The 26,545-nt window shown below is 71.4% G+C and carries 25 protein-coding genes; 8 read left to right on the top strand and 17 right to left on the bottom strand.

Annotated features, from left to right (window positions below; translation table 11 throughout):
* Window position 1 precedes the first annotated feature (1 nt).
* From KZC56_RS08615 to KZC56_RS08575, 9 genes are all read right to left on the bottom strand, one after another.
* A complete protein-coding gene (locus KZC56_RS08615; protein WP_241115047.1) occupies window positions 2-1,549 on the bottom strand; it encodes a hydantoinase/oxoprolinase N-terminal domain-containing protein in 1,548 nt (515 codons plus the stop codon).
* Window positions 1,550-1,588: 39 nt separating this feature from the next.
* Window positions 1,589-2,929: a purine-cytosine permease family protein gene (locus tag KZC56_RS08610; protein WP_136031737.1), complete on the bottom strand. Its 1,341-nt coding sequence runs from the start codon at window positions 2,927-2,929 to the stop codon at window positions 1,589-1,591.
* A gap of 118 nt (window positions 2,930-3,047) precedes the next feature.
* Window positions 3,048-3,638, bottom strand: coding sequence for a TetR/AcrR family transcriptional regulator (locus KZC56_RS08605; RefSeq protein ID WP_247638359.1), 591 nt, complete (start codon window positions 3,636-3,638; stop codon window positions 3,048-3,050).
* Window positions 3,639-3,641: 3 nt separating this feature from the next.
* Window positions 3,642-4,925, bottom strand: a complete 1,284-nt coding sequence (locus KZC56_RS08600; RefSeq protein ID WP_136031733.1) for an ABC transporter permease — start codon at window positions 4,923-4,925, stop codon at window positions 3,642-3,644.
* Entirely contained in the window at window positions 4,922-5,635 is a 714-nt protein-coding gene (locus tag KZC56_RS08595) for an ABC transporter ATP-binding protein (RefSeq protein WP_247638358.1), read from the bottom strand. Before KZC56_RS08595 ends, KZC56_RS08600 begins: the two co-directional genes overlap by 4 nt.
* A gap of 112 nt (window positions 5,636-5,747) precedes the next feature.
* Window positions 5,748-7,151, bottom strand: a complete 1,404-nt coding sequence (gene thrC / locus KZC56_RS08590) for a threonine synthase (RefSeq protein WP_136036492.1) — start codon at window positions 7,149-7,151, stop codon at window positions 5,748-5,750.
* A gap of 90 nt (window positions 7,152-7,241) precedes the next feature.
* Window positions 7,242-8,021, bottom strand: coding sequence for a 23S ribosomal RNA methyltransferase Erm (erm, locus tag KZC56_RS08585; RefSeq protein WP_136031727.1), 780 nt, complete (start codon window positions 8,019-8,021; stop codon window positions 7,242-7,244).
* A 222-nt stretch (window positions 8,022-8,243) separates the two neighbouring features.
* Window positions 8,244-8,846 carry a response regulator transcription factor gene (locus KZC56_RS08580; protein WP_136031725.1) on the bottom strand — a complete coding sequence of 201 codons (603 nt, stop codon included), beginning with the start codon at window positions 8,844-8,846 and terminating at the stop codon, window positions 8,244-8,246.
* Window positions 8,843-10,060 carry a sensor histidine kinase gene (locus tag KZC56_RS08575; RefSeq protein ID WP_247638357.1) on the bottom strand — a complete coding sequence of 406 codons (1,218 nt, stop codon included), beginning with the start codon at window positions 10,058-10,060 and terminating at the stop codon, window positions 8,843-8,845. Before KZC56_RS08575 ends, KZC56_RS08580 begins: the two co-directional genes overlap by 4 nt.
* 158 nt (window positions 10,061-10,218) lie before the next feature.
* Between KZC56_RS08575 and KZC56_RS08570 the strand changes: the two genes are divergently transcribed.
* The 4 genes from KZC56_RS08570 (at window position 10,219) to KZC56_RS08555 (ending at window position 12,843) form a co-directional block, all read left to right on the top strand.
* Window positions 10,219-10,770 (top strand): small multidrug efflux protein, encoded by a 552-nt coding sequence (locus KZC56_RS08570; protein WP_136031721.1) that lies wholly within the window; start codon window positions 10,219-10,221, stop codon window positions 10,768-10,770.
* A gap of 84 nt (window positions 10,771-10,854) precedes the next feature.
* Window positions 10,855-11,190 (top strand): ArsR/SmtB family transcription factor, encoded by a 336-nt coding sequence (locus KZC56_RS08565; RefSeq protein ID WP_136031719.1) that lies wholly within the window; start codon window positions 10,855-10,857, stop codon window positions 11,188-11,190.
* Entirely contained in the window at window positions 11,190-11,879 is a 690-nt protein-coding gene (locus tag KZC56_RS08560; protein ID WP_136031717.1) for a cation efflux transmembrane domain-containing protein, read from the top strand. The genes KZC56_RS08565 and KZC56_RS08560 overlap by 1 nt, the downstream gene beginning before the upstream one ends.
* A 58-nt stretch (window positions 11,880-11,937) precedes the next feature.
* Window positions 11,938-12,843: an arginase family protein gene (locus tag KZC56_RS08555; protein ID WP_136031715.1), complete on the top strand. Its 906-nt coding sequence runs from the start codon at window positions 11,938-11,940 to the stop codon at window positions 12,841-12,843.
* A 24-nt stretch (window positions 12,844-12,867) separates the two neighbouring features.
* Here KZC56_RS08555 and KZC56_RS08550 read toward each other — a convergent pair whose 3' ends face one another.
* Entirely contained in the window at window positions 12,868-14,154 is a 1,287-nt protein-coding gene (locus KZC56_RS08550; protein WP_136031713.1) for a hemolysin family protein, read from the bottom strand.
* 94 nt (window positions 14,155-14,248) lie between these two features.
* Complete coding sequence (locus KZC56_RS08545) at window positions 14,249-15,262, bottom strand: TerC family protein (RefSeq protein ID WP_136031711.1); 1,014 nt, start codon at window positions 15,260-15,262, stop codon at window positions 14,249-14,251.
* A gap of 357 nt (window positions 15,263-15,619) precedes the next feature.
* On the opposite strand from KZC56_RS08545, the gene aspS reads away from it, so the two are divergent.
* A complete protein-coding gene (aspS, locus tag KZC56_RS08540; protein ID WP_247638356.1) occupies window positions 15,620-16,921 on the top strand; it encodes an aspartate--tRNA(Asn) ligase in 1,302 nt (433 codons plus the stop codon).
* A 66-nt stretch (window positions 16,922-16,987) separates the two neighbouring features.
* On the opposite strand, the gene KZC56_RS08535 is transcribed toward aspS, so the two are convergent.
* Together KZC56_RS08535 and KZC56_RS08530 are read right to left on the bottom strand one after the other, a co-directional pair.
* The gene (locus KZC56_RS08535) at window positions 16,988-17,638 is read right to left on the bottom strand and encodes a GntR family transcriptional regulator (RefSeq protein WP_136031707.1); all 651 of its coding nucleotides are present in this window, start codon (window positions 17,636-17,638) and stop codon (window positions 16,988-16,990) included.
* Window positions 17,639-17,792: 154 nt separating this feature from the next.
* Complete coding sequence (locus KZC56_RS08530) at window positions 17,793-18,194, bottom strand: arsenate reductase ArsC (protein ID WP_136036779.1); 402 nt, start codon at window positions 18,192-18,194, stop codon at window positions 17,793-17,795.
* Between the two features lie 325 nt (window positions 18,195-18,519).
* Between KZC56_RS08530 and KZC56_RS08525 the strand changes: the two genes are divergently transcribed.
* From KZC56_RS08525 to hrpB, 3 genes are all read left to right on the top strand, one after another.
* The gene (locus KZC56_RS08525; protein WP_136031703.1) at window positions 18,520-18,948 is read left to right on the top strand and encodes a MarR family winged helix-turn-helix transcriptional regulator; all 429 of its coding nucleotides are present in this window, start codon (window positions 18,520-18,522) and stop codon (window positions 18,946-18,948) included.
* Between the two features lie 190 nt (window positions 18,949-19,138).
* Window positions 19,139-20,749, top strand: coding sequence for an SPFH domain-containing protein (locus KZC56_RS08520; protein ID WP_247638355.1), 1,611 nt, complete (start codon window positions 19,139-19,141; stop codon window positions 20,747-20,749).
* A gap of 254 nt (window positions 20,750-21,003) precedes the next feature.
* Window positions 21,004-23,553 carry an ATP-dependent helicase HrpB gene (gene hrpB, locus KZC56_RS08515; RefSeq protein WP_247638354.1) on the top strand — a complete coding sequence of 850 codons (2,550 nt, stop codon included), beginning with the start codon at window positions 21,004-21,006 and terminating at the stop codon, window positions 23,551-23,553.
* A gap of 15 nt (window positions 23,554-23,568) precedes the next feature.
* Here hrpB and KZC56_RS08510 read toward each other — a convergent pair whose 3' ends face one another.
* The 4 genes from KZC56_RS08510 to KZC56_RS08495 are packed head-to-tail and all read right to left on the bottom strand — an operon-like array spanning window position 23,569 to window position 26,539.
* Window positions 23,569-24,303, bottom strand: coding sequence for an ABC transporter permease (locus tag KZC56_RS08510; RefSeq protein WP_136028994.1), 735 nt, complete (start codon window positions 24,301-24,303; stop codon window positions 23,569-23,571).
* Window positions 24,300-25,082, bottom strand: a complete 783-nt coding sequence (locus tag KZC56_RS08505) for an ABC transporter ATP-binding protein (protein ID WP_247638353.1) — start codon at window positions 25,080-25,082, stop codon at window positions 24,300-24,302. The genes KZC56_RS08510 and KZC56_RS08505 overlap by 4 nt, the downstream gene beginning before the upstream one ends.
* Before the next feature lie 55 nt (window positions 25,083-25,137).
* On the bottom strand, window positions 25,138-25,734 hold the full coding sequence (locus KZC56_RS08500; protein ID WP_136028991.1) for a TetR/AcrR family transcriptional regulator: 597 nt from the start codon (window positions 25,732-25,734) through the stop codon (window positions 25,138-25,140).
* Between the two features lie 49 nt (window positions 25,735-25,783).
* On the bottom strand, window positions 25,784-26,539 hold the full coding sequence (locus tag KZC56_RS08495) for an AAA family ATPase (protein WP_136028989.1): 756 nt from the start codon (window positions 26,537-26,539) through the stop codon (window positions 25,784-25,786).
* Window positions 26,540-26,545 lie beyond the last annotated feature (6 nt).

Here is a 26,545-nt window from a genome sequence, read left to right as displayed (position 1 = left end):
GTCAGACCCCCATGTCGAGGTCGCCGACGGCCTTGACGCGGATGCGCGTGGCGTTGCCGGGAAGGTACGGGATGGGCACCTCGTCGAAGTCGATGATCGACACGGTGGACGGCTTGGCTCCCGCGGCGATGGCCTTGTCCACGGCCTCGGCCCGCACCTCGGCGAGGGTCTCCTCGCGGCGGCCCGGCTCGATCGCGTACACCTTGTCGATCTCGCCGCCGACCTGGGCGATCGAGGCGCCGATGGCGTTGGCGACCGCGTAGTTCTCCGGGCGGTGCACGGTGCCGAACAGCGGCAGCTCGTCGGGCAGCAGGATGGAGCCGCCGCCGACCGCGACGACCGCGATCGGCTCGGGCGAGGTGCGCATGCGGTCCACGGCCTCGGACACCCGCTCGGCGATGCGGTCGAGCACGCGCTGCACGAAGGCGGGGTCGAGGTGGGCCACGCGGCTCGGGTCGCCCACCTGTGCCCGGCCGGCCGCGACCGCGATGTCGGTCGCGGTGAGGGTGGAGCCGCCGAACACCAGCGCCTCGGTCGTCAGCTTGTACCCGACCGATGCGGGGCCGACCTCCGCGGTCTCCTCGTCGACGATGCTGCCGCCGCCGATGCCGAGGGAGAGCACGTCGGGCATCCGGAAGTTGGTGCGGATGCCCGCGACCTTCACCTCGTTCGCGGTCTCGCGCGGGAAGCCGTTGATGAGCAGTCCGATGTCGGCCGTCGTGCCGCCGACGTCGATCACGGCGCAGTCGTCGAGGCCGCTCGTGGCGGCGGCACCGCGCATCGAGTTCGTGGGGCCGGAGGCGAAGGTCGCGACCGGGTAGCGGCGCACGTAGTCCTCGTCCATGAGCGTGCCGTCGTTCTGGCTCAGGAAGATGGGCGCTTCGATGCCCTGCGCGCGCACGGCCGAGGTGAGCCCGTCGACGATCTCGGACGCGAGCTCGCGCAGCGCCGCGTTGATGATGGTCGCGTTCTCCCGCTCCAGCAGCCCGATGCGTCCGATCTCGTGCGACAGTGAGATCGCCGCATCCGCCCCGAGCACGTCGGCCACGATCTCGGCTGCCCGCACCTCGAGGTCGTGGTTGACCGGGCTGAACACCGAGGAGATCGCGACCGAGCGGATGCCGTGGGCCTTCATGTCCTCGGCGTGCGCACGGATCTCCTCCGGGTCGAGCGGCGAGATGGGTCGCCCGTCGAACTCGTATCCGCCGTGGGCGAGGTAGCTGCGCGCCTGCGTGGCCTCCACCAGCACCTCCGGCCAGTCGATCAGCGGCGGCAGCGCGCGCGTGGCGGGGAGCCCCAGCCGGAGCGCCGCGACCGGCGCGAGCCGGCTGGCCTGCACGAGCGCGTTGATGAAGTGCGTCGTGCCGATCATGACCGCATCGATGTCTGCACCCTCGAAGGAGTGGCCGGCGCGCAGGTCCTCGATGGCCTGCACGATCCCGCGGGTCACGTCGGGGGTCGTGGAGTGCTTCACCCCCGCCAGGGTGCGGGTGCCGTCCATGAGGACGGCGTCGGTGTTGGTGCCGCCGACGTCGATGCCGATGTGCATGATGCTCGCTTTCGTGTGGGGTGGTTCTGTCGCGGTCGCTCAGACCGCCGCGGGGGCGCTGTCGACGGGGCTCGCCTGGCGCGTGGTGGCGACGCCGACGCCGCGCACCCAGCCGAGCTTGCCGACGACGATGTACAGCACCATCGACAGGAAGAGGCTGAGCAGCGACGGAATGCCCCAGGTGACGAAGTACCCGACGAGGGACGAGACCAGCCAGACGACGATGGTCGCGGGGACGATGCGCGGAGCGGTGGCTGGAAGCGTGCCCTGCTCGCGGGTCGCGTCGAGCTCGGGACGCCAGCGCCGCACCACGTAGTACTCGGCGACCATGATGCCGGCGATGGGCGGGAACGCGACGCTGAGCACGATCAGGAACTCGGTGAACTGCCCGAGGATGCCGACCGCGGCGAGCACCGAGCCGACGACGCCGAGCACGATCGTGGTGGTCACGCGGTGCAGGTTCTTGCCGAACGCGGTGGAGATGAAGTTCACCAGGCCGAGGGTGGAGGAGTACAGGTTCCAGTCGTTGATCTTCAGCGTGCCGGTCAGCACGATGAACAGGCCGATGAAGCCCACCGACGAGGTGACGATCGCGACGATGTCGCCGGTGGCGGCGGCGTGCGCGAGGAGCACGCCGGCCAGGCCGATCACGAACTCGCCGAGCGAGACGCCCAGCACGGTCTGCTTGACGACGTCGGCGCGCGAGCGGTTGAAGCGGGTCATGTCGCCGGTGATGATGGCGCCGACGATGAGGCCGCCCGCGACGATGCCGGTGCCCGCCCACACGCTCATGGTGGGGCCGGGGGCCGGACCGGTCAGCAGTTCACCGATGTCGTGGCGGCTCAGCTCGGAGATGACCGACCATCCCACCAGGATCAGGAACAGCGGCACCGTGATGTTCGCGAGCCACTGCATGCCGACGAAGCCGAAGGCCACGATCGCGGTCACCGCGAGGCCGAAGATGAGGCTCCACGCCCACACCGGCAGGGCGCCGGGCATGAGGGCGTCGAGCGACTGCGCCGAGATCGCCGACTGGATACCGAACCAGCCGATCAGGCTGATGCCGATCGCGAGGCCGACCAGCGAGGCGCCGATCTCGCCGAAGCCGGTCCAGCGGGCGAGGAGGGCGGTGTTCAGGCCTTCGCGCTGGCCGATGAAACCGACCACGCACATGATCACCTCGAGGATGATCGAGCCGAACAGGAAGGCGAGGACGGCCTCGCCGAACGTCATGCTGTAGCCGAGGGTCGCGCCGAGGAGGAACTGCGAGAGGGCCGAGACCTGTCCGAATCGCTGCACTGCGATTCCGAACCAGGGCTTGCGGGCCTCCGGTGTGACTCGGGAGAGCGCGAAGTCGTCTGCGTGCGCCGTGCGTGCCATGAGGATCCTTCGGGAGGAGGGGGGAACGGGTTGCCGCCACCGTAGCCACCGCGCCTCACCGCCCGACATGTGCGATCCGCACGAACATCGCCCGTCGCTGTGCACTCTGCACGCGACGTCAGAGCAGGCGGTCCCAGATCCACCGGAGATCGTCGAGGCCGGGCTCCGCCTCGCCCGCCCGCCCGGCTTGCAGTACGAGCGTGCTCGCGATGCGGGTGAGCACGGACGCGGCGGCGTCGATGCGCTCCGCCGCCTGGTCGGGGCCGACGGCACCCAGCTTGAGGCGGATGACCTCGTTGACCTCGCGCGCCAACGGCAGCAGCCGACCCGCCTGGCGCTCGGCGAGGGCCGGCGAAGCGGCGAGGACGCGCATGCGAGCTGCCGCGAGGTCCTCCTGCCCGTCGGGGGACGCCGGCAGCTCGACCAGACCCAGAGCGCCGCTGAGCACGCCCACCGTCGCATCGCTGAGGTACTCGCGCACCCGCTGCTCGTTGAGCCGGGGCAGCGCGCTGCCGAGGAGCGCGTCCTCTTTGGTCGGGAAATGATTGAAGAACGTGCGCTGCTTGACGCCGGCCGCCGCGCAGATCTCGTCGACCGTCAGTGCGGCCGGCCCCTTCTCCAGGGCCAGCCGCACCGCCGCGGTCTCGATCGCGCGCGCCGTCGCCCGTCCGCGGGCGTTGCTGCTGTGCGGGGTTGCGGGCGCGGGCATGCTCTATTCGTATCGCAGCGCGTCGATGGGTGACTTCAGCGACGCGCGTCGCGCCGGTAGCGTGCCCGCCAGGAATGCGATGACGACGATGAGCGCGACGACGCCCAGCATCCCCTGCGGCTGGAAGAGCAGCAGGTCAAGACCGGCGAGACCCGAGAGCGGCCCCTGGGCGAGAGCCGCATTGAGCGGCAGTCCCACCAGCACGGCCACGACGACGCCGAGCACGCTGCCGAGCACGCCGATGATCGCCGCCTCGATGCTGAAGAGCGCGAACACCCGTCCGTTGCTCATCCCCATGGCCTTCATGAGCCCGATCTCGCGCGTGCGCTCCTGCACGCTCATCAGCAGCGTGTTGATGATGCCGAAAGCGGCCGCGAGCAGAGCGATCACGGCGAACGCGTTGAGCACACCGGTGATGCCGCCGATGACCGTCTGCACGATGCCGAGCTGGTCCTGGATCGTCTGCGCGGTCATCCCCGCGTCAGCGACCCGGTCCTTCAGGTCGCGCACGTCGTCGGCGCTGGCGTTCGGGTCGAAGGAGGCCACCGCGACCTGGAAGCGCTCCGGCGCCGACGACCCGGCGCGCTGCTCCGCCGCGATCGCGTCGACCAGGGCGGCGTTGGCCCCGGCGCCGGCGTTGAGCAGGCTCGTGTTCGAGACGCCCACGACGGTCGCCTCGATGGTGTGGGGGCCGCCGAGCACGTCGGTGAACCCCAATTCGACCCGTGCACCGACCGCGTCGCCGGGGTCGGCCCAGCCGAGCGGCTCGACGTCGTCGAGCGGGAGGGTGATCTGGTTCTCGGTGGCCTCGGCATCCAGCTGCGAGCCGGCGACGAGGTCCGCCCGCGCGATCGACGAGGTGGGCGCGATCGCGAACTCGTACTTCTGCGACCCCGGTCCCTGGATCCAGTCGACCGCGACGGCCGAGACGGGCGACACGTCACGCAGTCCGTCGATACCCTCGAGCGCGGAGATGTCCTGCGGCGTCAGCGCTCCCCCGCCGGTGAGTGGATTGGCAGGACCCCCGGAGGCCGTGGAGGTCGCGGGATCGTACGGCTGGGGCCCGGCGTCGGTCGCCGTCCCCGTCCCCGCCGAGATGAGCAGCACGTCGTCGGCGCCGAGCGACGCCACCTGCTTCGCGACGTAGTCGGAGACACCGGCGCCCAGTGCGGTCGTGAGGGTGAGCGTGAACGCTCCGACGAACAGCGCCAGCACGGTCAGCGTGGTGCGCAGCTTGCTGCGGAACGTGTGCGACGCGGCGGTGCGCACCAGGTCGAGCGCGTTCATGCCGCCACCCCCGTCGCATCCTCCAGGCGCCCGTCGCGCACCACGACCCGGCGGTCGCATCGTGCGGCGAGGTCGTCGTCGTGCGTGACGATGACGAGGGTGATTCCGTGGTCGCGCTGGAGCGCGAAGAGCTCATCTTCGACGACGGCGCCGGTCGCGCTGTCGAGGTTTCCCGTCGGCTCGTCGGCGAAGATGACCTCGGGCTCGGACACGAGCGCCCGAGCCAGCACGACGCGCTGCTTCTGCCCGCCGGACAGGTCGTTCGCACGGCCCCGCGCCTTGTCCTCCAGGCCGAAGCGGCGCAGGGCCTCAATGCCGCGGCGTCGCCTCTCGGCGGCGGGGATCCCCGCGATCGTGAGCGGGAGGATGACGTTGTCGAGCACCGAGGCACCGGGGGTGACGAAGAACTGCTGGAAGACGAAGCCGAAGCGGCGGTTGCGGATCCGGTTCACCGCCCGCGGCGACAGCGTCGCCGCATCGGCGCCGTCCACCCGCACCTCTCCGGCGTCGGGGCGGTCCAGGAGAGCGAGGAGGTGCATCAGCGTGGACTTGCCCGACCCGCTCTTGCCGACGATGGCCAGGGACTCGCCCCGCCGCACCCGCAACGACACGTCGTCGAGAGCCAGGAATCTGCTCTCGCCCTTCCCGTAGGACTTGGACAGATGACGCGCCTCGATGGCCGTCGGGACGGAGTCCGCACTTTCATTCATGCAGATACAGTAACAACTCTTGGCAGTTACTGCCTGATAAGTTCCCCTGGAAGGACGAAGACCCCCGACCGCGCCGGCGGTCGGGGGTCTTTCGCGATGAAGGGCCTCGGTGTCAGTGCAGGGCGTTCTCCGCGATGAACGCGCGCAGGGCCTGCTCGTCGTCGGCCATCTCCGTCACGTGCTGGGGGGCGTCGAGCATCGCGCGCAGCTCGGGCGAGTAGCCGAGCTCGACGCCGATCGCCTCGTGGATGGTCTCCGCGAACTTCTCCGGCTTGGCGGTCTCCAGCACGAGCATCGGAACGCCCGGCTCCACATACTCGCGGGCGACCTTGACGCCGTCGGCGGTGTGCGGGTCGATCACTTCGCCCGAGGCCTCGTACACGGCGCGGATGGTGGCCAGCCGGTCCTCATGGGTCGAGGTGCCGCTGACGATGCCGAACTCCTCCGCGAACCGCTCCTGCTCCGCCGAGAAGTCGACGTAGCCCTGCGCCTCCAGGTCGTCCCACGCGCCGACCACCCGCGCCGGGTCGCGGTCGACCAGCTCGAAGATGAAGCGCTCCAGGTTCGACGCCTTCGAGATGTCCATCGAGGGGCTCGAGGTGGCGAGGGTCTGCGCGGCGCTGCGCGGCCGGTAGACGCCCGTGCGGAAGAACTCGTCGAGCACGTTGTTCTCGTTCGCGGCCAGCACGAGGCGGCGGATCGGCAGGCCCATCTGCTTCGCGAAGAAGCCCGACAGGATGTTGCCGAAGTTGCCCGAGGGCACGGTGAACGACACCTCGGCCCAGCCGCCCGCGTCGGTGGCCCGCAGCCACGCCCAGAAGTAGTAGACGGTCTGCGCGGTGATGCGCGCGAGGTTGATGGAGTTGACGGCGCCGAGGTGCTGGGTGCGCTTGAAGTCGAGGTCGCCGGCGAGCTTCTTGACCAGGTTCTGGCAGTCGTCGAACACGCCCTCCACCGCGATGTTGTGCACGTTGGCGTCGTCGAGCGAGAACATCTGCGCCCGCTGGAACGCGCTCATGCGGCCCTGCGGCGACAGCATGAACACCGACACCCGCTCCTTGCCGCGGAGGGCGTGCTCGGCCGCCGACCCGGTGTCGCCCGAGGTCGCGCCGAGGATGTTCAGCACCGATCCCTGACGCTCCAGGGTGTACTCGAGCACCTGCCCGAGGAACTGCATCGCCATGTCCTTGAAAGCCAGCGTCGGCCCCTCGGAGAGACCGACCAGCGTGAGGTCGTCGTCGATGCGGCGCAGCGGCACCACCCCGTCGGGGAAGTCGGCGTAGGCGGCGGCCGTCATGCGCGCCAGATCCTCGCGGGGGATGTCGGTCGCGAACAGCCCCAGCACCTCGGTCGCGAGCTGCGGGTACGTGAGTGCGCGCCAGCGCTCCAGGGTCTCACCGTCGACCTCGGGCATGACCTCGGGAACCGCCAGGCCTCCGTCGGGCGCGAGCCCTTCGAGCAGGGTTTCGCTGAAGGACTGCGGCTGCATGCCGCCACGGGTGGAGATGAACGGCACGGTGGCTCCTCGGCTCGGGACTCGGCGCCTCCATTCTCGCAGGCCGCGAAGACGCCGCCGGACGCGTGACGGAGGGGGCGCCACCACCCCTCATGGCCTCCGCCCCGCCTCGCGCCACAGCCCCGCCCACTGCTCCGGGCCCAGATCACGGGGGAGGCGGCGGTCCTGCGCTCGCACCGAGGCGACGGCCCGGCGCGCCTGGGGCATCGACAGGCCGCCTGCGGAGGCCACGATCGCGGGGAGCGAGCTCCCGCGCCCGGTGAACATGCGCCGAACGAAGGCCTCGTACGCGCGGCGATCCGTCGCGGGCACGAGCGGCGACCCGCGCCGGGCGATCGTCAGCAGCCCCCCGTCGACGCTCGGCTGCGGCCGGAAGCCCCACGCCGGAACACGGCCCTCCAGGGCGAACACGAACCACGGCGCGGACTGTGCGGTCATCAGGGTCCCGCCGCCGACTCCGGCGCGTTTCCGAGCGACCTCCCACTGGGTCAGCAGTACCGCGTGTCGCCATCGCCCCGTCGCCAGCAGACGACGGAGGATCGGCGTGGTCAGGTGGAAGGGGACGTTGCCCACCACCACCTCGGCGTCGAACGGGTGACGTGTCGCATCCGCGGCCTCGACGCGTACCTGCGGGAGGTCGGATCGAAGCCGACGTACGCGGTGCTCGTCCACGTCGATCGCGGTGAGGGGACGACCGAGGCGGGCGAGGGGACGCGTCAGGGCACCGTCACCGGCGCCGAGCTCGAGGATGGGGCCGGACGTGCGCTCGACCAGCGAGAGGATGTGGTCGAGCGTCGGGGCGTGATGGAGGAAGTTCTGGCCGAGTTCGTGGCGGCCGCCGTGGATCGAACGAGGACGGTTGCGAGGCATGGGTGCGCTCCGGGAAGAGGATCGGAGCACCTCGGCGAGGGACGCGCGAGCGGAGTCGGCGAAAAGAGCCCGTCCCGAGGTGCGATGACATCTCTGTGGACGGCGCGCGGAGGCGTGCGGAGAGCGAGCGCGCCGTCAGGCGCGGCGGTCGCGGAACACGAGAGTGCGCCCCATCACGGGCGCGGCGCATATTGTTCCCATGCGAGCCAGCATATCGGCCGCTCAGATCCAGCCGCGCTCCTCCGCGAGCAGCACCGCCTGCTGACGTGTGGCCACCGACAGCTTGCCGAGGATCACCGAGATGTGGTTCCGCACCGTTCCGGGTGCGAGCGAGAGCGCCCTGGCGATCTGCCCTGTCGTCTCACCCCGCCGCCCGGCCCGCAGCACGTCCAGCTCGCGGTCGGTCAGCGGCGAGCGCTCGTCGCTCAGCGCATCCGCCGCGATCTCCGGGTCGACGTAGCGCGCTCCCGCGGCGACCCGCCGGATCACCGCCGCGACCTCGTCCGCCCCGCGCGACTTCGGCAGGAACCCCGACACCCCGGAGGCCAGTGCACGCCGCAGCACGCCCGGTCGCGCGTGACGGGTGACCACCACGCACCGGGTCGCGATCTCCCGGCCGAGCCGCTCCGCGACCTGCACCCCGTCGAGCCCCGGCATCTCCAGGTCGAGCAGGCACACGTCCGGTCGCAGCCGCAGCGCCTCCGCCACGGCCTGTTCCCCGTCGGCGCACTCCGCGACGACCTCGATGTCGTCCTCCAGCCGCAGCAGCGCGGCGAGTGCCGACCGGATCATCCCCTCGTCGTCCGCCAGCAGCACCCGGATCATCGCGCGCCCTCCCCCGCGGACGGCACGGTCACCACGACCACGAACTCATCCGCGTCGCCGCGCACGTCGAGCGTGCCGCCCGCGTCCGCGATCCGCCGCCGTACACCCTCCAGCCCCGAGCCGCCGTGCCCGTCCTCCACGTCGCCCGCGCCCCCGTCCCCGTCCGGGACCCCGTTGGCGATCTCGTACCGCCACCCGTCGCGCGTGCGCTCGAGCACCAGCCGCGCGCGCTCTCCACCGCCGTGGCGCAGCACGTTCGTGGTCGTCTCCCGGATCACCGGGCCGAGGTCGGCCGCGGGCGCCGCATTCGCGTCGGTCGCGATGCGCGCCTCGACGTCCAGCCCTGCCGCGCCCAGCAGGTCGCGCGCGTTCGCCAGCTCATCGCCCAGCGGGACCGACCGGAACCGCGTCGCGAGGTCCCTGGTCCCCTGGCGCGCCTCGTCCACGCTCACCCGCGCCGCGCGCAGCTGCTCCATTCCGGCGGGCGCGTCCACGGGCAGCAGCCGCTCCGCGAGCTCCAGCTGCAGCGCGATCACCTGCAGGTGATGCCCCTGCAGGTCATGGACGTCGGTGGCGACCCGCAGCCGCTCCTGGGTCGCGGCGAGCCGGGCCTCCGAGGCTCGAGCCCGGTCGAGCGTCACCAGCACGTCCCACCACCACAGCGAGCTGACGGTCATCCCCGGCAGCATCGCCGCGTACACGATCGGCAGCCACCACGGGATGCCCACCCCGAAGCCGTCGGCGGCGGTGTCGATCACCGCGAGCCCCACCAGCACGACGGTCGCCGCGACGACCACCCGCACGCGGACACCGCGCGGCCACCGCAGCAGCACGAAGAACTGCACGATCGGCATGCCCGCCAGCTCCCAGCTGCCCACGAGGAGCCCGGCCGTGCCCCCGTAGGCCACCGCCACCGCGAACGGCAGCACCAGGCGCCGCCACTCCACCCCCGGACCGGCCTCCAGCCGGTGGCGGTAGTCCAGCAGCAGCAGCAGCGTCGACGCGCACCACACCACGCCGCCCAGCCCCACCACGAGCAGCACGCCGCCGCGCAGGTCGACCGCGGCCGCGATGCCCGTCCATGCCCCGACGAGCATGAGCTCGATGAACAGCACCGCGGTCACCGTGTACCACCAGGTGGCGGTGATGCCACGGGCGAGCTGCCGGGAGCCGGGCGCTGGTTCGACGGTGGAGGCCGGGGGGATGCGGGTCACGCTCCCCACGATAGGGCCGTGACAGATGTCACGGGATCGGCGGGTGAAGCGCCCGGAGAGAGGTGACGCCGCGGCACTGTCACAGCCGTCCCGCCTCCGGTGGACTGGGGTCATGGCGACGGAGAGCCCGTCCGCCGAAACTCCCGGAGGCCCCTCCCATGAACCTCGTCGAGACGTTCCAGAACCTCGTCGCCCAGGTCCCCGACCTGGTGCAGCCCCTCATCGTCGCTCTCGCCGGCGCGGTGCCGTTCATCGAGGGCGAGGGTGCCGCGGGCATCGGGATCATCGGCGGCATCCCCCCGGTGGTGGCGGCCGTCGCGGCGATGGTGGGCAACTTCGTGTGCGTGGCCGTCCTGGTGCTCGCGAGCTCGGGGGCGCGGCGCGCGATCGTCGACCGGTCGAGGGCGCGGCAGGCCGCACTCGCGGGCGGCGGGAGCAGCCTGGAGGATGACGTAGCACCCGCGCCCGCGGCCGAGCAGGGGCGCGGCTCCGCACGGCGCGAGAAGTTCCAGCGGGCGTTCGAGCGCTACGGCGTCCCCGGCGTGAGCCTGCTGGGACCGCTGCTGCTGCCCACGCACTTCACCGCGACCATGCTCGCGGCGTCGGGCGTGGGCAAGGGACGGATCCTCGTGTGGCAGGCGGTCGCGATCATCGGCTGGACCACCGTGGTGGCCGTGATCGTCGGCGGCGCGGTGTACGCGATCCGCTGAGATCGCGGCGGGAGGGGCGGTCGCATCCGTTGCCCCTCCCGCTTCACTCTTTTCTGAATTCACTTCTTTCTGTACTGTTCAGGGGTGACCACTGCGCTCGCCTCGACTCCGCACACCGCCGCCGTCGCCCGCCTCGGGCACGCGCTGTCCGACACGACGCGCGCCGGGATCCTGCTCGCCCTCCGGTCGTCGCCGCGGTACCCGGCCGAGCTCGCGGAGGCGCTCGGCGTCTCGCGGCAGGCGATGTCGAACCATCTCGCGTGCCTGCGCGGCTGCGGACTCGTCGAGAGCACGGCCGACGGGCGACGCAGCCTCTACCGCCTGTCGGACCGCCACCTCGCTCCCGCGCTCGACATGCTGATGCGGGTCACCCTGATCGTCGACCCGGACTGCTGCGACGGCGAGGGGTGCACCTGCTGATGGCGGCCGTGGTCGCCGAGCCCCGCCGGCAGACGCTGCACCGCCGCATCCGCGTGATCGTGGGCGTCACGATCGGCTACAACGTGATCGAGGCCATCATCGCCGTCGCCGCGGGCTCCGTGGCCTCCTCCGCCGCACTGATCGGGTTCGGGCTCGACTCCACGATCGAGGTGCTCTCGGCGGCGGCGGTCGCCTGGCAGTTCACGCGGCCCGATCCCGAGCGCTGGGAGAAGCCGACGCTGCGGGTCATCGGGGTCGCGTTCTTCGCGCTCGCGCTGTACGTGACGGCGAGTTCCGTCCTGGCCCTGATCGCGCAGGAGCGGCCGGAGCACAGCACGGTCGGGATCGTGCTGACCGCGGTGAGCGTGGTCGTGATGCCGTTCCTCTCCCTCGCCGAGCGCCGGGCGGGGCGCGAGCTGGGGTCGGCCACCGCGGTCGCGGACTCGATGCAGACGCTGATCTGCACGTATCTGTCCGCCGCCGTGCTCGTCGGACTCGTGGCGAACTCGCTGCTGGGGTGGTGGTGGGCCGACGCGGTCGCGGGGCTCGTCATCGCGGGCTTCGCCGTCCGCGAGGGGATCGAGGCCTGGCGCGGTGACGCGTGCGCGACCTCGGTCGGCATGCTCCTCGAGGAGCACGACCACGACCACGACCACGACCACGAGCACGACCACGACCACGAGCGCTGAATCCGCTCCCCTCGCGCGGGCGGAGCGAATGTCGGTCGCCCCCGCCAGAGTGGACCGCATGATCACTCTTCTGTCCGCTCCCAGCAACCTCGGCCTCCGTCCGCCCGAGCCCGGGAGCGTGCCCGGCTCGGCGAAAGCGCCGGAGGCGTTGCGCGAGGCGGGGCTCTACGAGCGGTTCGCCGCCCGGGGCGCGACCGACTCCGGCGTCGTCCTCCCCGGCCGGTACGTGGCCGACGACGACGTGCGTCCGGCCGGTCGGGTCCGCAACGAGGCCGCGTTCGTCGACCACTCGCTGCGCCTGGCCGCGCGCATCGGCGACGCGATCGACGCGGGGCAGGCACCCCTGGTGATCGGCGGCGACTGCGGCATCCTCGTCGGCGCCGGGATCGCTCTGAAGAGACGCGGCGGAGCGGGACTCGTGCACATCGACGGCCACACCGATTTCCGCCACCCCGGCAACAGCGAGGAGTGCGCGGCCGTCGCCGGCGAGGCCCTGGCGGCGGCGATCGGCCTGCACTGGCCGGCCATCGCCGACATCGACGGCCTGTCCCCCTACTTCCCGGCGGGGCGCACCGCCCACGTCGGACACCGCGACGACGACGAGGAGCAGGAGGAGGTTCGCGGCCTCCTGGCACGCGTGACCCCCGCCGCCGAGGTCTCCGCGCGCGGAGCCCAGGCCGTCGCGTCCGAGTCCGCCGCAGCGGCGGGCGAGGGGTACTGGCTCCAGCTCGACGTCGACGTGCTCGACCCCACGGTGATGCCCGCGGTGGACAGCCCCGATCCCGGCGGCCTCTCCCCCGACGAGCTGACGGCGCTGCTGCGGGGCCTCGCTCCGCGGGCGATCGGTGCGAGCATCACCGTGTTCGATCCCGACCTCGACCCCGACGGCCGCTATGCGCGGCTGCTGGTCGAGGTTCTGAGCGAGGGCCTGAGCGAGCTCGGCAGCGCGGTGCGTCCGGCCTGACCATGCCGGCCGGACGCCCCGCGCTCAGTGCTCCGCGGCGGGCTCCGGCTCGGCGTGCAGCGTCACCCGCACCCGGGCGATCCGGCGCCGATCCACCTCTGCCACCTGGATGGTCGCGCCGGGCACCTCGACCGTGTCGCCGACCACCGCGAGGCGTCCGAGCTGTTCCGTGACGAATCCGGCGATGGTGTCCGACGATCCGCGCGGCATGGCCAGCCCGGTGGCCTCCTCGAAGTCCTGCAGGTTGAGGCGTCCGTCGAGCCCGTCGTCGGCCGAGATGAACACCTCGGCGTCGTACTCGTCGAAGATCTCGCCCACAACCTCCTCCACCAGGTCCTCGAGCGTCACGAGCCCGTCCGTGCCGCCGTACTCGTCGACGACGACCGCGATGTGGTGGCCCTCCGCGCGCATGCGGGTCAGCGTCGGCAGCACCCGGGCGGTCGAGGGGATGTAGGGGATCTGGCGCACGAGGGCCGCCAGCGGTCGCTCCGGGTCGTCGGCCGCGGCCTCGAACAGGTCGCGCACGTGCACGAACCCGGTGATGTCGTCGATCGAGGTGTCCGACACCGGGTAGCGCGAGAACGGCAGCTCCCGCACCTGCTGCATGGCAGCGCCCACGGTGGCGGCCTGGTCGAGCGCCACCACCTCGGGTCGCGGTCGCATGACCTCGCTCACCTGGCGGCCGCGCAGCGACAGCACGTCGTCGAGGATGCGGCGCTCGTCGTCGGGCAGCCCCTGGTGCGTCGCGACGATGTCGCGCACCTCCTCGTCGGTCAGCTCGTCGCTGGTCTTGTGCGGGTCGCCGCCGAGCAGGCGCACGAGGGCGTTCGTCGACACGGACAGCAGCCAGATCACCGGTCGCATGACGGTCGCGAAGCCGTTCAGGGCCGGGGCGACGGCATACGCGAACTGGGCGTTGCGCTGGATCGCGAGACGCTTCGGCACGAGCTCGCCGAGCACGAGCGACAGGTACGCGATCACGAGGGTGAGCACGAGGGTGGCGACCGTGAGCGCCACGGCGGGGGCGAGTCCCCAGCTCTCGAACAGGGGCGCGAGCGACGGAGCGATCGAGGTGGCGCCGTAGGCGGCAGACGCGAAGCCCGCCACGGTCACGCCGATCTGCACCGCCGAGAGGAAGGTGTTGGGGTTGCGGGCCAGCCCGGCGACCTTGGCGCCGCGCTTCCCGCGCTGGCCGATCGCGTTGATCTGGCTCTCTCGCAGCGTGACCAGCGCCATCTCGGTCGCCGCGAAGACGCCGCCGATCAGCACGAACACGAGGACGAGGGCGATGTTCAGGAGCAGGTCGCCCATCAGCGGGCTTCCTTTCCGGGTGCGGGGTGAGCGCCCGGGATGAACCGGGCGCCCGTACTGTCAGAGTCCGAAGAGTCAGAACAGCGCTGCGCGCTCAAGAGTGCTCCTTGTCGATGGGGGTGGTGCCGGTCGTGGGGGGAAGAGAAGCGGTCTTGCGGGTCTTGAGCAGACTCGCGACGGTGGCGACGGCGATGGTCGCGGCGATGAAGAGCAGCGAGAACCAGATCGGGATCTCGGGCGCCCACAGCATCGGCTCGCCGTTGTTGATGAAGGGGACCTCGTTGACGTGCAGCGCGTGCAGCACCAGCTTCACGCCGATGAACGCGAGGATCACGGCGAGGCCCTGGGCCAAGTAGACCAGGCGCTCCAGCAGTCCGCCGATGAGGAAGTACAGCTGGCGCAGCCCCATGAGGGCGAACGCGTTGGCGGTGAACACGATGTACGCCTGATCGGTGAGACCGTAGATCGCGGGGATCGAGTCGACGGCGAACACGAGGTCGATGAACCCGATCGCGATGATGGTCAGCAGCATCGGGGTGACGAAGCGCTTCCCGTTCTTGACGACGGTCAGCCGGTCGTTGTTGTACTCCTCGCTGACGGGGAGGTGACGGCGCACGAAGGTCATGAAGCGGCCGTTCGCGGGGTTGCTCTCGTGGTTGCTGAACGCCTGCCGGTAGGCGAGGAAGAGCAGGAGCGCGCCGAACACGTAGAAGATCCAGGAGAAGTTCTCGATCAGCGTCGCGCCGACCGCGATGAAGATGCCGCGCAGGATCAGGGCGATCACGATGCCGATCATCAGCACCTTCTGCTGGTAGATCTTCGGCACGGCGAACCCGGTCATGACGATCAGGAACACGAAGAGATTGTCGATCGACAGGGCCTTCTCGGTGAGGTACCCGGCGAAGTACTCGCCGCCGTACGTCCACCCGGAGACCATGCCGATGCCCACGCCGAAGAGCAGCGCCAGGCTGATGTAGAAGATGGACCAGCGGGCGGATTCACCGATGGTCGGCTCGTGCGGCGTGCGCACGTGGGCGAAGAACTCGTACACGAAGAACGCGATCGTGACCGCGATCGTGATGACCCAGATGAGAGGGGTGACGTCCAAGGGATACTCCAGATTCGGCGTGGCAGAACAGCGCCAAAGTCTTCTCCATCCCGAATCGGGACCGGTGGGCCGGGATGCGATGCATCCGTAATGACGACCAGACCGTGTCGGAGTACTCCCCTTGGAGGTCCCAGAGTACGAGACGCCCATATCGGAATGCTGTGGATCTGCCGAGAACCCGGTCCCCTAGACTGGCGGTGGCGACTGCGGGGCGTGACGACCCCCGGCCTCGACGGCAAGCGGTCCCCGCGCGTCCGGCGTACCGACGAGAGGCCGGTGTCTCACCGGCGAAGGTGTGGTGGCACCGCGATCTAGCCCCCGCCCGCACCTCCAGGGCTTCCACAACCTGGAGGAAGAATGAGATCACCCGACCCCGGTCGCACGCTCGCGACCGAACTGTCCCGCACCGCGCCGGGCCGGAGCGTCACGCTCCTCGGCCACGTGCACCGCCGCCGCCAGCTCGCCTCCGTCGCCTTCCTGATCCTGCGCGACCGCTCCGGGCTGGCGCAGGTCGTGCTGCGGCCGAGCGAGCTGCCCGACGGCGGCCTGCCGCCCGAGGAGACCGTCGTCCGCGTCACCGGCACCGTATCCGCGAACCCGCAGGCGCCCGGTGGCGTCGAGGTCGCCTCGCCTCGGATCGAGCTGCTGTCCGAGCCCGCAGCGACCCCCGTGGTGGACCTGTGGCGGCCGACCCTCGACGCGACGCTGCACACGCTGCTCGACCACGCGCCGGTGCTGTGGCGCCACCCCGCCCGCCGGGCGACCTGGGAACTGGCGGCCGCGAGCCTGCGGGCCTTTCGCCGCACGCTCGACGCCGCCGGCTTCACCGAGGTCCACACGCCGAAGATCGTGGCGACCGCGACGGAGTCGGGCGCGAACGTGTTCCCCGTGGACTACTTCGGCCGTCCGGCGTATCTGGCGCAGAGCCCGCAGTTCTACAAGCAGCAGCTCGTCGGGGTGTTCGAGCGCGTGTACGAGGTGGGGCCGGTGTTCCGCGCAGAGCCCCATGACACCGTGCGGCACCTGGCCGAGTACGTGTCGCTCGATGTGGAGTTCGGCTTCGTCCGCGACCACCGCGACGTGCTGTCGCTCCTGGGGGAGGTGCTGCGAGGAATGCTCGACGGGATCCGCACGGAGGCGGCCGCGGCCGTGGCGCAGCTCCGGGTGCCGCTGCCGACGATCCCCGAGGAGATCCCGGTCATCCACTTCCGCGACGCGCTGCGCCTGGTGGGGGCGCCCGACGACGAGCCCGACCTGGCACCGGCGCACGAGCGAGCGCTCGGCGAGTGGGCCATGGCCGAGTTCGGCAGCGACGTGCTCGCGGTCGAGGGGTACCCGATGGCCAAGCGTCCGTTCTACACGCACCCGCAACCCGACGACGAGCGCTGGAGCAACAGCTTCGACCTGCTCTTCCGGGGGCTGGAGCTGGTGACGGGCGGGCAGCGGCGGCACCGTCACTCCGAACTGGTCGCCGCGATCGAGGCCGGGGGCGAATCGCCCGACGCTTACCGCGGCTACCTCGAGGCGTTCGCGCACGGGATGCCGCCGCACGGCGGGTTCGCGATCGGCCTGGAGCGCTGGATCGCGCGACTCGTCGACGCGCCCAACGTCCGCGAGGTCACGCTGTTCCCGCGCGACCTGCACCGCCTGACGCCGTAGCGCGAGAGCGCCGGACACGACGAGGGCGGCCGCACCGCGCGGCCGCCCTCGTTCGGTGTCCTCGTCCTACTCGGCCGTCGTGCCGGCGAGGCCCTCGGCCTCCGCGCGGTCGATGATGGAGGGCAGCACCTCGTCGAACAGCGTGACGAGCACGGCACGGATCTTGACGGCGTCGCGCTCCTCGAGGGCGTCACGGATCGAGGCGACCACGTCGCCCACCGCCGCCCAGTCGAACACGTCTTTGGAGTGCTGGCTGAAGCGGCGGATCTGAGGACCGAGCCGCTCGATCACCGTCGCCCGCGCCGCGTTGCCCTCGATGCGAGCGAACCCGGTCGCGGCACCGCGCAGTGCGGCGCCGAACCCGATGACGTCTCGGGAATTGACCGCCGTCGCCATGTCGTCCGCGAGCTCGACCAGATACGACACGTCGTCGTCCTGGATCACCGGCAGCACGTGACGCACCGAGCCGATCCAGATGTCGCCGAACAGGTCGACCGCATTGCGGACCCGGTTGAGATCGATGGGGGCGACCCGCGTGTAGCGGTTGCGCTGCATCTCGACGAGCCCGTTGTCGGCCAGGCGGTCGAGCGCATGACGGATCGGTGTCTTGGAGGTGCCGAGGCGTTCCGCGAGTTCGTAGTCGCGCAGTCGCTCCCCCGGGGGCAGCTCTCCGCTGATGATGGCGTCCTGCAGCCGCACGAACGCCTCGTCGCTCATCGACCGACGCTCGAGCGGACCACCTGAGAGTGTCACGCGTTCCTCCAGTTGGGGAGTATTGGAGAGTGAAGTTCTACGTTTCAGCAATATATCCCACTTCGGGGGAAAGGGCGAGGAACGCCCACGCCCACGGACGGTGAGCCCGGAGCTCGGCTCAGATCAGCTCTCCCACGAGCGCCTCGATCCGCGTGCGGATGTCATCGCGGATCGGTCGCACCGCCTCGATCCCCTGCCCTGCCGGATCCTCGAGCGTCCAGTCCTCGTAGCGCTTTCCGGGGAAGATGGGGCACGCGTCGCCGCATCCCATCGTGATCACGACGTCCGACGCCTTGACGGCGTCCACGGTGAGCACCTTCGGCTGCTCGGCGGTGATGTCGATCCCGACCTCGGCCATGGCCTCCACTGCGACGGGATTGATGCGGTCCGCGGGCAGCGACCCCGCGGACCTCACCTCGATGCGGTCACCGGCGAGCTCGCGGAGGAACCCCGCGGCCATCTGCGAGCGCCCGGCGTTGTGCACGCAGACGAAGAGGACGGAGGGGGTGGTGGCGGTCATGGCGCTCCTGGGTGGATGGGTCAACGGGTGGCTGAGACCGCGAGGTGGACGTGACTCCATATTGATGACTATCGATATAAAGAGCAAGCCGCGAGCGCCCCGCGGCGGGTTCCGGCCGACTCGGTCGGATCGGCCCCGCGCGTCGCGCAAAGATTCCGTGATCAAACCGTTGCATTCGTTACCTCGTCGTTATACAGTGATCGCACGGTGAATGTTTGCTGTGGCATCCACCGCATGTGATTGCAGGACACTCTTGGTGCAAGGGACAAGGGCCGGTCGGGAGCCTCTCCGACCGGCCCTTTACTGTGGCCGCTACGCTGTGAGGATGACCGATCGCAAGCTCGCCCTGGAGGCCTGGGAGAGCCTGTTCCGCGCGCAGCACGAGCTGTTCACGGACATGATGGCCGACTTCGATCACAACGAGCTCGCGCAGGCCGAATACGACGTGCTCCTCACCGTCACCCGCTCCCCCGACATGACGGCGCGACTGCGCGACATCACCGCGAACATGCTGATCAGCCAGCCCAGCGTCTCCCGCCTCGTCGATCGCATGGTCGCCCGCGGGCTCGTCGCCAAGTGCCCCGACCCGGATGACGGCCGCGGCGCACTGATCCGCGCGACCGACGCCGGCGCCCGGGCCTTCCGTTCCCTCGCCACGGTGCACGGCCGCTCCATCGCGTCACGCATGTCCCGGCTCGACGACGACGAGCTGCGCCAGCTGCGCGACCTCGCGGAGAAGCTCCGCAACCGCTGACCGCGACCGCGTGAACGGGGCATGAGCCCTTCTCCCCACCCCGCCTCTGCCGCATCTTCTCCCCGATGTGTCGGCGATCACCCCCGCGCAGAGCGGGCCCTCCGGGGTTTCTGGCAGGGTGGAACCGAGTCCCGGCACACCGCGCGGGCCCGTCAGACCGCCCCCTCGGGGGGACCAAGGGAGGTCATCCATGGAGATCGCCGGAATCGTCGGCATCCTCATCATCATCGGTATCGCCGTCGTCGCAGCGGTCATCCTGCTGCTGATCCTGCTGCTGTTCGCCCGCAGCTGGATCAAGGTGGCCAGGGCCGATGAGGCGCTCGTCATCTCGGGCCGCAAGCAGAAGGTGCAGCGCGCGGTGATCGCCGCCGACGGCACGAGCCGCTCGGAGCTGTCGGAGTCGCCGGTCACGGTGATCGTCAACGGCAAGTCCCTCGTCAACCCGATCACGCAGCGCCACGAGATCATCTCCCTGCGCTCCCGTCAGGTCTCGCTCAACGCGGAGGCGCAGTCGCTCGACAACGTCACCCTCAACGTCGACGGCGTCGCGATCGTGAAGATCGGCTCCGACCCGCTGCTCGTGCGGCGTGCCGCGGAGCGCTTCGCGTCGCAGGACAAGGCGATCGAGCAGTTCACCACCGAGCAGCTCGAGGGTGCGCTGCGCGGCATCGTCGCGACACTCTCGGTCGTCGAGCTCATGCGGGAACGGAAGAAGTTCTCCGACCAGATCGCGGCCGACGTCTCGCAGGAGCTCGCGGAGCAGGGCCTCATCCTCGACTCCTTCCAGATCAAGGGCATCACCGACAAGGTCGGCTACATCCAGTCGCTCGGGGCGCCGGAGATCCAGGCGAAGCGACAGGCCGCCGAGATCTCGCAGACCAACGCCGACCGCGCGATCAACCAGAAGAACATCGCCAACCAGGAGGCGAACCTCGTCGAGCAGACGGCGCTCGACACCAACACCGCCAACGCGAACGCCGGCATCGGACGAGCGCGTGCCGAGGCGGAGCAGGCCGAACAGCTCGCCCGCGCGCAGGCCGAGCAGGCCGTGCTGCAGCAGCAGGCGGAGAACAAGCAGGCTCAGCTCGACGCCGACGTGAAGCGCGTGGCCGACGCCCAGCGCTACGAGGCCGAGACGCGCGCGCAGGCCGAGCTCTACACGCGTGAGCGCGCCGCCGAGGCCGCCGCGATCGAGCAGGTCAAGCAGGCCGAGGCCCGCACGCGCATCGCCGAGCAGCAGGCGCAGGCCGACAAGGCCCGGGCCGACGGTGAGGCCGCGGCCGCCATCGCGAAGGCCACGGGTGACGCCGATGCGCTGCGGGCACAGGCCGAAGCCGAGGCCGAGGCCCGCCGCCTGCGCGCGAACGCCGAGGCCGAGGCCATCCGTGCCGAGGGTGAGGCGCGCGCGGCCGCCGTCGAGGCCGAGGCCAAGGCCATCGCCTCCAACCAGGACGCCTTCCTGTCGCAGCGCGTGCTGGAGGTGCTGCCGTCGATCATGGCCGAGTTCGCCAAGGGCTACGCCGCGATCGGCAACGTCTCGATCGTGGGCGGCTCCGGCGACGATGGGGCCTCCCAGGTCGTCGGCGCCGACAGCGCGAAGGCTCTGCGCTCGGTGTTCGACAGCGTGCACTCCGCGACCGGGCTCGACCTCGCCGGGATCATCCAGGGCCAGGCCGTCGGTCGCGGCATCGGTGCCGGCGTCGCGGAGGCGGGTGCCCCCGCCGCGCCCACGTCGGCGCCGCGTACGCCCGCCCCGACCACGCCGCCGCCCCCCGCGCCCCCGGCAGCCGCCACGGAGTAGGCGCGACAGGACAGTGACGTGAGCGCGACAGCCACCGCGGAGTGAGCGCGATTGCCACCGCGGAGTGAGCGATTGCCACCACGGAGTAAGCGCGACAGGACAGCGGATGCCGCGGCCCACCGGGTCGCGGCATCCGCTGTCTGCGTCCGGCGACGTACACGACTCCTCGATTCCTGAGCCTCGGGTGGGCTGAGGGCCCGATCGGAGGCCGGCGGCGCAGGAGGGGACACGTCGTGAACCGGCAGACTGGGGCGATGACGTCCGCCGCCTTCGACCTCGCCGCGATCGGCGCTGGGCTCTCGTTCGCGGCCGCCCTCCCCGACGTCGCTGCGGCCCTCGACGTCGACCATGCGGTCGTGGTGAGCGCTCCGCCCGGCACCGGCAAGACCACACTCGTCCCGCCCCTGCTCGCCTCTCGCGTTCCCGGCCGCGTGATCGTGACACAACCCCGCCGCGTGGCGGCACGCGCAGCGGCCCGACGACTCGCGCAGCTCGACGGCTCCACCCTGGGCGAGCGCGTGGGATTCACCGTGCGCGGCGAGCGCTCCGTCGGACCGTCGACCCGGGTCGAGTTCGTCACGGCCGGGGTGCTGCTGCGGCGGCTGCTCGACGACCCGGGCCTCGACGGCGTTGACGCCGTGATCATCGACGAGGTGCACGAGCGAGCTCTCGAGACCGACCTGCTGATCGGGCTGCTGTCGGAGGTGCGGCAGCTGCGCGACGACCTGACGCTCGTCGCGATGTCCGCGACCCTCGACGCCGCCCGCATCGCCGGCGTCATCGGCACAGACGAGCGTCCGGCTGCCGTCGTCGAGCACGCGGTGCCCGCCTTTCCGCTCACCGAGCGCTGGGCGCCGAGCCCCGGCCCGCGGCTCGACGAGCGCGGGGTGACGTGGGGGTTCCTGGATCACGTCGCCCGCACCACCGTCTCCGCCGCGCGCGACCTGACCCGCGACGATCCGACCGCCGACGTGCTGGTCTTCGCACCGGGAGCTCGCGAGGTGGCGGAGATCGCCCGCCGCGTCCGTGACGCCGACGGGTCGTACGACGTGCGCGAGCTGCACGGTCAGCTCCCCGCCGCCGCGCAGGACGCCGTGATCCGCGGGAGGCGCGCCTCCGAGCCGCCGCGCATCATCGTCACGACGTCGCTCGCCGAATCGTCGCTCACCGTGCCGGGGGTGCGCCTGGTGGTGGACAGCTGCCTGGCGCGACAGCCGCAGCGCGACGCCGCCCGCGGGATGACAGGACTCGTCACGACCGCCGCACCCCGCTCCTCGTGCGTGCAGCGCGCCGGCCGCGCCACGCGTCAGGGACCGGGCATCGTGGTGCGCTGCGTCGACGAACGCACCTACGCCGCGGCACCCGCCCGCCCCGCCCCCGAGATCGCGGTGGCCGATCTGACGGATGCCGCACTGCTGCTCGCGTGCTGGGGTGCGCCCGGCGGCGCGGGACTGCGCCTGATCGACCCACCGCCGGCCGACAGCCTGGCGGACGCCCTGACGGTGCTGGGCGCACTCGGCGCGATCGACGACGAAGGACGCGCCACCGTCGAGGGCCGTGACCTGGCGCGGATCCCGACCGACCCGCGGCTCGCCCGCGCGCTCCGCGACGGCAGTCCGCTCGTGGGTGCGGCGCTGGCGGCCGAGGTCGTCGCCCTGCTGAGCGGCGACGTGCGCATCGCCGATGCCGACGCGGCGCAGGCGCTCGTCGCTCTCCGCAGCGGACGCACTCCCGACGCCCGGTGGCGCACCGACGCGGATCGCCTCCGACGACTGGTCCCCGCGACGCCGGGCGTCCGCTCCGGTCTCGACGGCACGGGTCTCGTGATCGCCCTCGCCTTCCCCGAGCGGATCGCGCAGCGAGTCGAGCGCACGGCCGACGGGGCGACGTTCCTGCTCGCGTCCGGCACCAGGGCGGGGATGCGCGGACCGCTCGCGGCGTCGGAGTGGATCGCGGTCGCCGACGTCACGCGCGCCGCGGGGCGTGCGGCGGCAGGGTCGGGAGCGATCATCCGTGCCGCTGCGGCGCTGTCCGAGGCGCAGATGGAGCGGGCCGCACAGCACCTGATGACCGACCGGGTCGAGGCCGCGTTCACGAACGGACGCGTGCAGGCCAGGCGCGAGCGCCGCATCGGCGCGATCCTGCGAGCTTCGGTGCCGGTGCGTGCCTCCGCCGACGAGGGCAGAGATGCCGTTCGCCGGGCGCTGCAACGCGACGGGCTCGGCGTGTTCGCGTGGTCGGAGGCGGCCGACACCCTGCGTCGTCGTCTGTCGCTGGTGCGGCGCGAGCTCGGCGACCCGTGGCCCGACGTGTCGGATGCCGGCCTGCTCGCGACCCTCGACGCGTGGCTCGGGCCCGAGCTCGACGCCCTCGCCGCCGGCACTCCGGCGGCACGGATCGACCTGGCCTCGCCGTTGCGCCGGCTGCTCCTCTGGCCCGAGGCGTCGCGCCTCGATGCCCTCGTCCCCGAGCGGCTCGAGGTGCCCAGCGGCTCGCGCGTGCGGATCGGCTATCCCGACGCGGACGACACGTCCGCGCGCCCCGTTGTGGCTGTGAAGCTGCAGGAGTGCTTCGGCTGGGCCGAGACTCCCCGACTCGTCGACGACCGCGTGCCCGTGCTGTTCCACCTGCTGTCCCCCGCCGGGCGTCCGCTCGCGGTCACCGACGATCTCGCGTCGTTCTGGTCGGGGCCGTACGCGCAGGTGCGCGCCGAGATGCGCGGACGCTACCCCAAGCACCCCTGGCCGGAGGACCCGTGGTCGGCCGCCCCCACCCGACACACGAAGAACCGCACGCCGCGCTGAGCGGAGGCCGCCTGGTCAGGCCGTGCGACGCCGCAGCGTGAGCGACGCGAGCACGAGCGCTCCGACGCAGAACGCGACCACCACGAGCAGCGGGCGGTACACGTCCCACCCGCCGTCGCCCGCGGCGACCGCGTTGATCGTGTCGATCGCGTAGCTGAGCGGCAGCCAGTCCGAGATCGTGTGCAGAACGTCGGGCATCTGGTCGCGCGGCATGAACAGCCCGCCGAGGATGATCTGCGGGAACACCAGCACCGGCATGAACTGCACCGCCTGGAACTCCGTCTGCGCGAACGCACTCGCGAGCAGCCCGAGCGCGGTGCCGAGCAGGGCGTCGACCACCGCGACCAGGCCCAGCTGCCACAGCTCGCCCTCCACGTCGAGCCCGCACACCCCCACCGCGAACGACACCGTGATCACCGCCTGCAGCAGTGCCATGAGCCCGAAGGCCAGGGCATACCCGAGGATGAAGTCGGCCTTGCCGAGCGGGGTGGTCATGAGCCGTTCGAGGGTGCCGGAGCGGCGCTCGCGCAGCGTGGTGATCGAGGTGATGAGGAACATCACGATGAACGGGAACAGTGCCAGGATCGCCCCGCCGAACTGGTCGAACACGCCCTCCTGCTCCGCGAACAGCCAGGCGAACAGTCCGACCAGCAGGCTGGGGGCGACGAGCATCAGCGCGATCGAGCGAGGGTCGTGCCGCAGCTGCGTCAGCACGCGGGCCGCGGTCGCGAACATGCGGCGGCCGTTCATTCCCCCTGCTCCTCTCCGTGCTCCCGGGCACCGCGTCGGGATCGGCGCGTGATGTGCTCTGCCGCACGGTCCCGTTCGATCAGCGTGAGGAAGGCCGCCTCCGGATCCGCGGCGCCCGTGTCGGCCAGCAGCGACGCGGGCGTCGTGTCGGCGATGATCCGCCCGTCGCGCATCAGCAGCAGCCGATCGCAGCGCAGCGCCTCGTCCATCACGTGGCTGGAGACGATCAGGGTCACGCCGCGGTCGGCCAGGCCGCGGAACAGGGTCCACAGGTCGGCGCGCAGCACGGGGTCGAGGCCGACGGTCGGCTCGTCCAGCACGATCAGCTCCGGCGCGCCGACGAGGGCCATCGCGAGGGAGACGCGCGTGGACTGCCCGCCGCTGAGCGACTCGACCAGCTGGCCCGCCTGGCCCCGCAACCCGACCTCGTCGATCACGCGCTCCACATCGCCCCGGGGAGCCCCGAGCAGCGCGGCGACGTAGACGAGGTTCTGCCGCACCGTGAGGTCGCCGTACACCGCCGCACCCTGGGTGCCGTAGGCCACCCGGTTCCGGAGCTGTCGCGATCCGCCCGGCTCGCCCAGCACGGTCACGTCGCCCGATTCGACGCGCTGGACCCCCACGATCGAGCGCATGAGGGTGGTCTTGCCGCAGCCGGAGGGACCCAGCAGTCCGGTGACCTGTCCGCGCGGGATGGTGAGGTCGACGCCGTCGAACACCCGCACCTTTCCCCGTCGCACCCGGAGCTGCGCGATCGCGACCGCCGCGTTATTCATCATGCGATGAATTATGCGCCCGCTGTGCCCCCACGGTCAACGGCGAGGAGCCGCGGTCTCAGTCGAACAGGTACCGCTGCACCGTGGGACCGACGCGGTGCACGAGGTCGCCGATGTCCGCCGCCGCGAGGGGCCCGAGCGCCAGCACGTAGCGCGTCACGATCAGTCCCGCGATCTGCGAGGCCACCAGCGTCGCGCGCAGCTCCGCATCGGGAACGGCCAGCAGCTTCGCGATGCGCCCGATCAGCTCGCGCGCCAGGAAGCCCGCGAGCAGCGGCGAGGTGACGCGGCTGCCGAGCGCCGTGCGGATCAGCATGACACCGCGGCGCCGCACCTCGGGGCGCTCGAACGCCTCCAGCACGTAGCGCACCAGCCGCTCGCCCACCTCGTCCCGCGGCCCCGCGACGATGCCGGGCACGTCGATGTCGGGTCGCAGCGGTATCCCGACCGCCTCCGCGAAGAGGTCGGCCTTGGTGCCGAAGTAGTGGTGCACGAGTGCCGAGTCCACCCCGGCGCGCCCCGCGATCGAGCGGACCGTCGAGCCGTCGTACCCCTGCTCGCCGAACTCGTCGACCGCGGCCGCCAGGATGCGCTCGCGCGAGTCCGTCCCCCCGCGCGGGCGACCGCGTCGGCGGGGTGCGGTGTGCTCGGTCATGCCCGCCAGCCTACGACCCGCACGACGGCGGCCTCCCGCCGGACGCGGCTCAGTCCAGCAGGTGTCGCAGGTACCGGCCGGGCTCGCCGAGGAACGAGCGCCAGTGCCGCACGAGCTCCAGGTCTTCCCAGGCCGCCGGGCGCAGACCCCACTCCCCCACCTCCAGGATCGTCGCTCCCGGAAGAGCGGCGAGGACCGGGGAGTGCGTCGCGCACAGCACCTGGCCTCCCTCGTCGGCGATGCGCCGCAGCACGGCCATCAGCGACAGCGTCGACGTGAACGACAGCGCGGCCTCCGGCTCGTCGAGGCAGTAGAACCCGGGATCGTCGAACCGGCTCTCGAGCACGGCCAGGAACGACTCGCCGTGACTCATCTCGTGGAACGACACCTCGGCGCCGCTCGTCGACGGGTTCTCCTCCAGGTAGGTGTAGAAGGAGTGCATCGTCTCGGCGCGGAGGAAGAAGCCCCAGCGATCGGCGCCGATACCGCGCTGCAGCCGCAACCAGCTCGACAGCTCGGACTCGGTCGCCCTGGTGCGGTGTCGCGCCTGCCGCGAGCCGCCCTCGGGCGACAGGCCGTACGCGATCGCGATGCCCTCCACCAGGGTGGACTTGCCGCTGCCGTTCTCACCGACGAGGAAGGTCACACCGGGGTCGAGGTCGATGCCCTCCCGCAGCACTTGCGCCACCGCGGGAATGCTCGTGGGCCAGCGGCCATCGATGGGCGGGGCATCCGAGGACGCCCGGACCGAGACGACCGGCTGCTGCCTTCGCCGTGTGGACGTCGGCTCCCAGAACGAGTCCATCCGCAC

It is taken from the genome of Microbacterium sufflavum (assembly GCF_023091155.1).
Taxonomy (GTDB): domain Bacteria; phylum Actinomycetota; class Actinomycetes; order Actinomycetales; family Microbacteriaceae; genus Microbacterium; species Microbacterium sufflavum.
The sequence above is the reverse complement of the archived record's forward strand: the minus strand, read 5'-3'. Positions and strand labels throughout refer to the sequence as shown.

Coding starts and splice junctions, on each gene's coding strand:
- KZC56_RS08615 (WP_241115047.1), bottom strand. CDS start 1,549: ATGCACATCGGCATCGACGTCGGCGGCACCAACACCGACGCCGTCCTC.
- KZC56_RS08610 (WP_136031737.1), bottom strand. CDS start 2,929: ATGGCACGCACGGCGCACGCAGACGACTTCGCGCTCTCCCGAGTCACA.
- KZC56_RS08605 (WP_247638359.1), bottom strand. CDS start 3,638: ATGCCCGCGCCCGCAACCCCGCACAGCAGCAACGCCCGCGGACGGGCG.
- KZC56_RS08600 (WP_136031733.1), bottom strand. CDS start 4,925: ATGAACGCGCTCGACCTGGTGCGCACCGCCGCGTCGCACACGTTCCGC.
- KZC56_RS08595 (WP_247638358.1), bottom strand. CDS start 5,635: ATGAATGAAAGTGCGGACTCCGTCCCGACGGCCATCGAGGCGCGTCAT.
- erm (WP_136031727.1), bottom strand. CDS start 8,021: ATGCCTCGCAACCGTCCTCGTTCGATCCACGGCGGCCGCCACGAACTC.
- KZC56_RS08580 (WP_136031725.1), bottom strand. CDS start 8,846: ATGATCCGGGTGCTGCTGGCGGACGACGAGGGGATGATCCGGTCGGCA.
- KZC56_RS08570 (WP_136031721.1), top strand. CDS start 10,219: ATGAACCTCGTCGAGACGTTCCAGAACCTCGTCGCCCAGGTCCCCGAC.
- KZC56_RS08560 (WP_136031717.1), top strand. CDS start 11,190: ATGGCGGCCGTGGTCGCCGAGCCCCGCCGGCAGACGCTGCACCGCCGC.
- KZC56_RS08555 (WP_136031715.1), top strand. CDS start 11,938: ATGATCACTCTTCTGTCCGCTCCCAGCAACCTCGGCCTCCGTCCGCCC.
- KZC56_RS08550 (WP_136031713.1), bottom strand. CDS start 14,154: ATGGGCGACCTGCTCCTGAACATCGCCCTCGTCCTCGTGTTCGTGCTG.
- aspS (WP_247638356.1), top strand. CDS start 15,620: ATGAGATCACCCGACCCCGGTCGCACGCTCGCGACCGAACTGTCCCGC.
- KZC56_RS08535 (WP_136031707.1), bottom strand. CDS start 17,638: ATGAGCGACGAGGCGTTCGTGCGGCTGCAGGACGCCATCATCAGCGGA.
- KZC56_RS08530 (WP_136036779.1), bottom strand. CDS start 18,194: ATGACCGCCACCACCCCCTCCGTCCTCTTCGTCTGCGTGCACAACGCC.
- KZC56_RS08525 (WP_136031703.1), top strand. CDS start 18,520: ATGACCGATCGCAAGCTCGCCCTGGAGGCCTGGGAGAGCCTGTTCCGC.
- KZC56_RS08520 (WP_247638355.1), top strand. CDS start 19,139: ATGGAGATCGCCGGAATCGTCGGCATCCTCATCATCATCGGTATCGCC.
- hrpB (WP_247638354.1), top strand. CDS start 21,004: ATGACGTCCGCCGCCTTCGACCTCGCCGCGATCGGCGCTGGGCTCTCG.
- KZC56_RS08510 (WP_136028994.1), bottom strand. CDS start 24,303: ATGAACGGCCGCCGCATGTTCGCGACCGCGGCCCGCGTGCTGACGCAG.
- KZC56_RS08505 (WP_247638353.1), bottom strand. CDS start 25,082: ATGATGAATAACGCGGCGGTCGCGATCGCGCAGCTCCGGGTGCGACGG.
- KZC56_RS08500 (WP_136028991.1), bottom strand. CDS start 25,734: ATGACCGAGCACACCGCACCCCGCCGACGCGGTCGCCCGCGCGGGGGG.
- KZC56_RS08495 (WP_136028989.1), bottom strand. CDS start 26,539: ATGGACTCGTTCTGGGAGCCGACGTCCACACGGCGAAGGCAGCAGCCG.